1 protein-coding gene and 1 pseudogene are annotated in these 1,423 nt (G+C 68.7%); one reads left to right on the plus strand and one right to left on the minus strand.

Annotated features, from left to right (window positions below; translation table 11 throughout):
- Positions 1-290: pseudogene (locus AC27VN_RS41395) on the plus strand (hypothetical protein); the annotation flags it as partial.
- Between the two features lie 50 nt (positions 291-340).
- On the opposite strand, the gene AC27VN_RS41400 reads toward AC27VN_RS41395, so the two are convergent.
- Positions 341-1,120, minus strand: coding sequence for an enoyl-CoA hydratase (locus AC27VN_RS41400; protein ID WP_203202937.1), 780 nt, complete (start codon positions 1,118-1,120; stop codon positions 341-343).
- Positions 1,121-1,423 lie beyond the last annotated feature (303 nt).

Genomic DNA, 1,423 nt, shown 5'->3' on the forward strand with positions numbered 1-1,423 from the left:
CACCGCGCCATGGCCGCGCCGACATCGAAGCCTTCCCCGCATTGCTGGGCGCGGTGGCGCGCTCGGCCACCCAGCCCGATGCGACGCTGGCTGCGCCGGTCGAAGCGCGCATCGCGCTCTACCGCGGCCGCACCGTGGTCGCGCTGCTAGAGATCGCGGGCGACCAGGTGCGCTGGTCGCCGCAGCCCGGTGCTTCGGCCTTCATCGGCACGCCGCCCGCGCAGGCACTGGCCTCGCTGCGCGCCGCGCTCGAGCGCGCACGCGCAACGCCTTCGACGCCGCAGCGCTGAAGGCATCAAGTTCCAGGGCAAAAAAAGCGGGCCGTCCGGCCCGCCCGCCATCAGGCGTTCTTGAAGTCCGGCTGGCGCTTGGTCAGGAAGGCGTCCATGCCTTCCTTCTGGTCCTGCGTCGCGAACAGCGCATGGAACAGCCGGCGCTCGAACATCACGCCGTCGCTCAGGCCGCTCTCGAAGGCGCGGTTGACCGACTCCTTGGCCGCGATCACCGAGATCTGCGAGAAGCCGCAGATCACCAGCGCGGCGCCCAGCGCCTCGTCGGCCAGCTTCTCGAATGGCACCACGCGGCTCACGAGGCCCGCGCGCTCGGCTTCGGCGGCGTCCATCATGCGGGCGGTCAGCACCATGTCCATGGCCTTGCTCTTGCCCACCGCGCGCGGCAGGCGCTGCGTGCCGCCGGCGCCGGGGATCACGCCGATCTTGATCTCGGGCTGACCGAACTTGGCGTTGTCGGCCGCGATGATGAAGTCGCACATCATCGCGAGCTCGCAGCCGCCGCCGAGCGCGAAGCCGGCCACCGCGCCGATCACCGGCTTGCGGATCGAGCGGATGGTCTCCCAGTTGCGCGTGATGTAGTCGCCCCGGTAGGTGTCGATGAAGCTGTACTTGGCCATCGCCGCGATGTCGGCGCCGGCTGCGAAGGCGCGCTCGCTGCCGGTGAGGATGATGCAGCCGATGGCGTCGTCGGCGTCGAAGGCCTTCAGGGCCTGGCCCAGCTCGGTCATCAGCGCATCGTTGAGCGCATTGAGCGCCTTCGGTCGGTTGAGGGTGATGATGCCGACCTTGCCAGCTTCGGTCCGCACTTCGATGTTCTCGTAGCTCATGGTGTCTCCGGGGAAGGGAAGAAAAACGCGCTTCACTATACCCACCGTGCCGTGCGCCACCGTGGCACGGGGCTGCTGGCCGGTGCCTTCGCCCTTTCCGCTTCATGGCTTTGTTGAGAATTGTTCTCAACTAGAATCCGCGGCCATGGAGTTCCCGATGCAAGAACATGCCGTGTTGCTGCGGGCCTATGCCCGCGTGCAGGAGCGCTGCTCGCAGCTGCTGGCCGAGCAGGCCGCGCTGGTGGAGCGGCTGGAGGCGCAGATCGTGCGCCTGCGGGGCGCGCTGGTGGCGCGCGATTCGGC

The organism is Variovorax sp. 20P10.2.4 (genome assembly GCF_058244205.1).

Coding starts and splice junctions, on each gene's coding strand:
- AC27VN_RS41400 (WP_203202937.1), bottom strand. CDS start 1,120: ATGAGCTACGAGAACATCGAAGTGCGGACCGAAGCTGGCAAGGTCGGC.